Origin of the sequence: Streptomyces kebangsaanensis (assembly GCF_001906585.1) — a bacterium.
Taxonomy (GTDB): domain Bacteria; phylum Actinomycetota; class Actinomycetes; order Streptomycetales; family Streptomycetaceae; genus Streptomyces; species Streptomyces kebangsaanensis.
This window is the reverse complement of record NZ_JUJA01000157.1, coordinates 259,076-265,075: the sequence shown is the minus strand read 5'-3', so window position 1 is coordinate 265,075 and position 6,000 is coordinate 259,076. Positions and strand designations below refer to the sequence as shown.

Sequence of the window (6,000 nt, the reverse complement as noted above, 5' to 3'; positions counted from 1 at the left end):
CCCGCCGTGGCCGCCCGGAACACCGCCCGAGCGGCGGTCCGACCCGGTGCCGAAGGCGTCCCCGCCGACGTGGAGCACCTGTGGACGCGGCTGCGCGCGGTCGAGGAGCGGGTACGGCACGCCGTGGCGGTCCGCCGCGCCGCCGATCCCGACCCCGACGACCCGTACCGGGGCCAGTACCTCACCCCCGAGGCGGCGGCCCGCATCCTGGACGAGCCGGGCGGTCCCGACCGGCCCGCCCGCGAGCCCTGGCAGCCGCCGGCCGGTTCCGTCCTCGACGGACTCGCCCGGCGCTTCGGCCTGTCCTCGCTGGACCTGGACCTGCTGCTGGTCGCCGTGGCGCCCGACCTGGACGCGCGGTTCGAACGGCTCTACGGCTACCTCAACGACGACCTGACGCGCCGCCGGCCCACGGTCGGGCTCGCCCTGGAACTGTGCGGGCTCGGCGGGACGGCGTCCGCCCGCTTCCGGCTCGCCCCCGGCGCGCCGCTGGTCGAGGCCGGCCTGGTGGAGATCACCGAGCCGGAACGGCCGCCACTGTCACGAGTACTGGTGGTTCCCGACCGGGTCACCGGGCACCTCCTGGGAAACGCCCGGCCCGACGCCCGGCTCGCCGGGGTACTCGGCGAAGCCGGGGAGGACCCGGCCGCCGAGGCGGCGGAGGTCCACCGGGCGGCGGCCGCGGCCAGGACCGGCATCGGCCTCGTCCACCTGCGCAGCCGGGGCGGCGACGCCGCGGGCCTGGCCGTCGCCGCCCTGCGCGCGGTCGGGCCGCTCCCGCTCGTCCTGGACGCGGCGGCGCTCGCCCGGCGCTCCGGCGACGTACCGGAGCTCGCCCGGGCCGCCGCGCTCGAAGCCCGCCTGACCGGCTCCGGGATCGTCCTCGGCCCCCTGGAGGCGCTGCCCGGGCAACCCGTCGAACGCGCCCGCACGCTGGGGACGTTGTGCGCGGCGCTGCGGGGGATCCCCCTGATGACGTACGGCACCGTCGGCTGGGACCCGGCGTGGGCGGCCGACACCCCCGTGGTCCTGACCGTGTCGGCGCCGTCCCCCGAGCGGCAGGCCGAGCGCTGGCGGCACGCTCTCGGCCGGGCCGCCGGGGACGGCTCCGTGGCGGGCGACGCGGAGGCACTCGCCCGGGCGGTCGCCGCGCACCGCCTGGACTCGGGGCAGCTGCGCCGCGCAGCCGGCGTGGCGGCACGCACGGCCGCCCTCGCGGGACGCCCGGTCGGCCCCGACGACCTGCGCGCCGCCGTGCGGGCCCAGAACGGCGCGGGGCTCGACCGGCTCGCCCNCGGGTGGAGCCGGCGATCGGCTGGGACGACCTGGTGCTCCCGCCGGCCACCCACCGGCGGCTGCGCGAACTCGCGCTGCGCGCCCGCCACCGCGAGCAGGTGCTCGGGCAGTGGGGGATGCGGCCCGGCGGCGGCCGCGGCCGCGGCGTGATCGCGCTGTTCGCCGGCGAGTCGGGCACCGGCAAGACCATGTCCGCCGAGGTCGTCGCGGCGGACCTGGGCATGGACCTGTACGTCGTGGACCTGTCCACGGTCGTCGACAAGTACGTGGGGGAGACCGAGAAGAACCTGGAGCGGATCTTCACCGAGGCGTCGGCGGTCAACGCGGTGCTGCTCTTCGACGAGGCCGACGCGATCTTCGGTAAACGATCGGAGGTGAAGGACGCGCACGACCGGCACGCCAACATCGAGTCGGCGTACCTGCTCCAGCGCATGGAGTCGTTCGACGGGATCGCGGTGCTGACCACCAACCTGCGGGCCAACCTGGACGAGGCGTTCACGCGCCGCCTGGACGTGGTGGCGGACTTCCCGGTGCCCGACTCCGGGCAGCGCCTCGCCCTGTGGGAGCGGTGCCTGGGCGACCGGCTGCCCCGCTCCGACGACCTGGACCTCGCCTTCTGCGCGGACCGCTTCGAACTGGCCGGCGGCTCCATCCGGGCCTGCGCGGTGACCGCGGCCTACCTCGCGGCGGAGTCCGGAGAGCCGCTCACCATGCGGCAGGTGGTGACAGCGGTCGCCCAGGAGTACCGCAAGCTCGGACGGCTGGTCCTGGAGGGCGAGTTCGGGCCGTACCTGGCACAGGCCCTCGACGCCTGAGGCGCGGGCGGCGCGACGCGCACCGGTCGGGGCAGTCTCCCGGCCCCGGCGGGGAAGACCTCGGGCGAAGGCCTTCTTCCACTTGTCGCCCACTTTTCCCACTTCTCGGCGGCGGGCGGGGAGAGGACGACGCCTCCGTACTGCTCCGCGTGCAGGCGCCGCGCCTCCCTCGGCCGGTTCGCGAGGGCCTGCCAGTCGACGGTCGGCTCCTTCGCCAGGTTCAGCGCCTCCTTCAGCTCGTTCGACCGTGGCGTCATCGCGCCCCCGGGCGTGTAGTCGAAGTCGCTTCCGGACCCCGGGTCCCCTCGCCCGATGTCGCTCGCCGGCCCCGTCTCCAGGTTGGCGGGCATGTTGTGCAGGGCCTTCTTGTCGGCCGCGGTCGAGCCGAGTACCGCCCGGATCTCGTCCAGGAACGCGAAGAGCGGCCGCGCGGCGGCCCTGTCCCCCTCGGCCGCCGCGGCGTTGCCCGTCGCGCGCTGCGCCGCGCGGAGCGTGCCGGCGGTGAGCGGGGGCGGTACGGCGGAGCCGCCCGAGGGCGTCTTTCGGCGGGTGGCGGCCGGGCCGCGTGCCGGCTGCGCGTTCTCGGTCCGCTCGGCGCGCGATCCGGACGTCCGCATCTGCTGCTTCCTCGTCGGCGCACTCCTGCCGCGGCCCCAGTGGACCGCGCGGGCGAGCGGGGCATCCAGGTCCGTACGGGCAGAACGAGGGCAGGTCCGGGTGGCGGCCGGGCGGTTGGCGGGAGCAGGGAAAGGCAGCGGTCCTGCCCCCGCCCAGGTCCGCACGTCCCTGTCGCCCCGGCGGACCCGTCGCGCAGACTCGGCCCGGACACAGGTGACCCGCAAGGACGTTAAGGAGCGAGCATGCCGACGTACCTCACCCCGGGCGTGTACGTGGAGGAGGTGCAGTCCGGTGCCCGACCGATCGAGGGGGTCGGTACCGCCGTCGCCGCGTTCGTCGGGTTCGCCCAGAGCGGTCCGTTCCACGCGCCGACGCTGGTCACCGGCTGGGACCAGTACACCCGGCTGTTCGGCGGTTTCACCGAGGGCACGTACCTGGCCCACGCGGTCTACGGGTACTTCGCCAACGGCGGCGGCGCCGCGTACATCGTGCGGATCGGCGGCTCCGCCGAGGACTCCTCCGCCCCGGCGGCCGACGGCGCCCGGCGGCGGGAGAACAGGGCGGTGGAGCCGGTGAAGCTCGGCGGCTTCCTGTTCGCGGCCCGGCCCGGCGTCTCCGGGGTGTCGGTGGAGATCGCCGACGCGGACGGCGAGAACCCGCCGGAGGACCGCTTCAAGGTCCTGGTCCGCCAGGGCGGCCAGGTGGCGGAGACGTACGAGGTCTCCACCCGCAAGAACGTCAAGGGGTACCTGGTCAACCAGGCCCGCGCCTCCAGGCTCGTCGAGGTCACCGAGGAGCAGGGCGCCACCCAGAGCAGGCCCGCCGGCCAGACCGTGGCCCTGCCCGACGCCCCGGCCGCGCCCGCCTCCTCCGGCGAGGTGGCCCGCCTCGACCCGGCCGAGTACGTCGGCGACGCCGCGGCCCGCACCGGGTTCGGCGGCCTGGAGACCATCGACGAGATCACCATGGTCGCGGTGCCGGACCTGATGAGCGCCCACCAGCGCGGCGACATCGACGCCGAGGGCGTACGCACCGTGCAGCTCGCCGTGATCGCGCACTGCGAGCAGATGGGCGACCGGGTGGCCGTCCTGGACACCCCGCCCGGGCTCTCCGCCCAGCAGGTGCGCACCTGGCGCAACGACGAGGCGGGCTACGACTCCCGGTACGCCGCCCTCTACTACCCGTGGGTGCGGGTTTTCGACCCGGCCGCCGGACGCAACACCACCGTCCCGCCGAGCGGTCACATCTCCGGTGTGTGGGCGCGCAGCGACGCCGAGCGCGGTGTGCACAAGGCGCCCGCCAACGAGGTGGTCCGCGGCGCGGTGGACCTGGAGGTCCGGCTCAGCAAGGGCGAGCAGGACCTGCTCAACCCGATCGGCGTGAACTGCGTACGGGCCTTCCCCGGCCGGGGCATCCGGGTGTGGGGCGCCCGCACCCTCTCCTCCGACCCGGCCTGGCGCTACCTGAACGTGCGCCGCCTGTTCAACTACCTGGAGGAATCGATCCTCCTGGGCACCCAGTGGGTGGTCTTCGAACCGAACGACGACCGGCTCTGGTCGAGCATCCGGCGCAACGTCACGGCGTTCCTCACCGAGGAGTGGCGCCGGGGCGCGCTGTTCGGCCGCACCGCCGAGGAGGCGTTCTACGTGAAGTGCGACCGGGACAACAACCCGCCGGAGTCCATCGACCAGGGCCGGGTCATCTGCGAGATCGGTGTCTCACCGGTCAAACCCGCGGAGTTCGTGGTGTTCCGGCTGGCCCAGTTCTCCGACAGCACCAGCCTCATCGACGAGTGACCCGCGGGTCGGCAAGGAAAGGTGACAGACAGTCATGGCAGAGGGCGACGCTCTTTCCACCCACGTCTTCGGCGTGCAGCTCGGCGGCTACCTGGTCGAGTCGATCCAGGAGATCAGCGGGCTGACCGTCGAGGAGGAGGTCGTCGAGGTCAGGCAGGTCAGCGCGGAGGGCAAGCAGATCATCCGCAAGCAGCCCGGCGCCCGGCAGGCCGGCGAGGTCACGATCACCCGGGGACTCGACAAGAGCAGCGAGTTCACCAAATGGATCAAGGAGACCCTGAACAAGGGGGCCGTGAACTCCGCGCGGCAGAACCTCACCATCGAGATCAAGGACTCCGAGGGCAACACGGTCCGCCGCATCCAGCTGATGCAGGGCTGGGCCTCCAAGTGGGAGGGCCCGTCCCTGAAGGCGGGGGAGTCGTCCGCGGCCACCGAGTCCGTCACGATCGTGTTCGAGGAGATCGTCGTCGAATGAGGCGCCGTACGGTGACGGCGGGCAACCTGGAGGAGATCCTCCAGGTGACGGCGCCCGCCCCGGCAGGGGAGCAGACGGCGGCGACCCCCGCCGCCGTTCCGCCGCCCCGCGAGGAACACGGGCTGCGCACCGAGTTCGAGTTCGAGCTGCCGCGCGGGTACGTGGACGAGGCGGGCTCCGTGCACCGCCACGGCGCGATGCGCCTGGCCACCGCCCGTGACGAGCTGCGGCCCCAGATCGACCTGCGGGTCAAGGAGAACCCGGCGTACCTGAGTGTGGTGCTGCTGAGCCAGGTGATCACCCGGCTCGGCACGATCACCGATGTGCACGCCGGGATCGTGGAGCGGATGTACGCCACCGACGTCGCCTTCCTCCAGGACTTCTACCGCCGCGTCAACAGCGAGGGCCACACCCGCGCGGCGGTGACGTGCCCGCACTGCGAGGGCGGCTTCGAGGTCGACCTCTCGGGTGGGCGCCTGGGGGAATCGTGACGTACGCCCTTCCCCGGCTCCGGGAGGAGATCGCGTACATCGCCTACCACTTCCACTGGCCACGCGAGGAGATCCTCGACCTGACCCACGGCGAACGCCGGCAGTGGGTGGATGAGATCGCTCGCATCAACACCCGTATGAACGAAGGCGGTTGAGCGCATGGCATGGCGGGACAGGCTGCGCCGCCGGGCCGCCGGGCCGGACACCGCGGACCGTCCGGGGCGCACGGGGCCCACGGAGCCCGCGGAGCGCTCGGGCGCCGGAGCGGGCGGTCCGTCCGGCGACGGCCCGGACCGAAGCGCGCCCGGCGGCCGGGGGCCGTCCGTGTCCGGCGACGCGGGTCCCTCCGTGCCCGGCGACTGGGACGGCGGCTGGCGCCGGACCGCACCGCCGGAACTCACCGTGGCCCGCGCCCCGCTCGGCGTCAGCGACGGCCTCGCCTTCCGCGACGGCCTCGCCGCCTGGCAGAACCCGTCGTTCGACGCCGGCCTGGGCCACGCCCTGCTGCC

General features: G+C 74.2%; 5 protein-coding genes and 1 pseudogene. All 6 read left to right on the top strand.

Going from position 1 to position 6,000, the window contains the following annotated elements:
* Window positions 1-6: 6 nt before the first annotated feature.
* A pseudogene (locus tag RH94_RS44880) lies at window positions 7-1,294 on the top strand (ATP-binding protein); the annotation flags it as partial.
* Between the two features lies 1 nt (window position 1,295).
* On the top strand, window positions 1,296-2,111 hold an 816-nt coding region (locus RH94_RS44875), incomplete at its 5' end, for an ATP-binding protein (RefSeq protein ID WP_234426100.1).
* Window positions 2,112-2,971: 860 nt separating this feature from the next.
* On the top strand, window positions 2,972-4,525 hold the full coding sequence (locus RH94_RS28385; RefSeq protein ID WP_073951195.1) for a phage tail sheath family protein: 1,554 nt from the start codon (window positions 2,972-2,974) through the stop codon (window positions 4,523-4,525).
* A 34-nt stretch (window positions 4,526-4,559) separates the two neighbouring features.
* Window positions 4,560-5,000, top strand: a complete 441-nt coding sequence (locus RH94_RS28380) for a phage tail protein (RefSeq protein WP_073951194.1) — start codon at window positions 4,560-4,562, stop codon at window positions 4,998-5,000.
* Window positions 4,997-5,491, top strand: a complete 495-nt coding sequence (locus RH94_RS28375; RefSeq protein ID WP_073951193.1) for a zinc-ribbon domain-containing protein — start codon at window positions 4,997-4,999, stop codon at window positions 5,489-5,491. Before RH94_RS28380 ends, RH94_RS28375 begins: the two co-directional genes overlap by 4 nt.
* Window positions 5,488-5,646, top strand: a complete 159-nt coding sequence (locus tag RH94_RS41590; RefSeq protein WP_199881077.1) for a DUF6760 family protein — start codon at window positions 5,488-5,490, stop codon at window positions 5,644-5,646. The genes RH94_RS28375 and RH94_RS41590 overlap by 4 nt, the downstream gene beginning before the upstream one ends.
* Window positions 5,647-6,000: the final 354 nt, after the last annotated feature.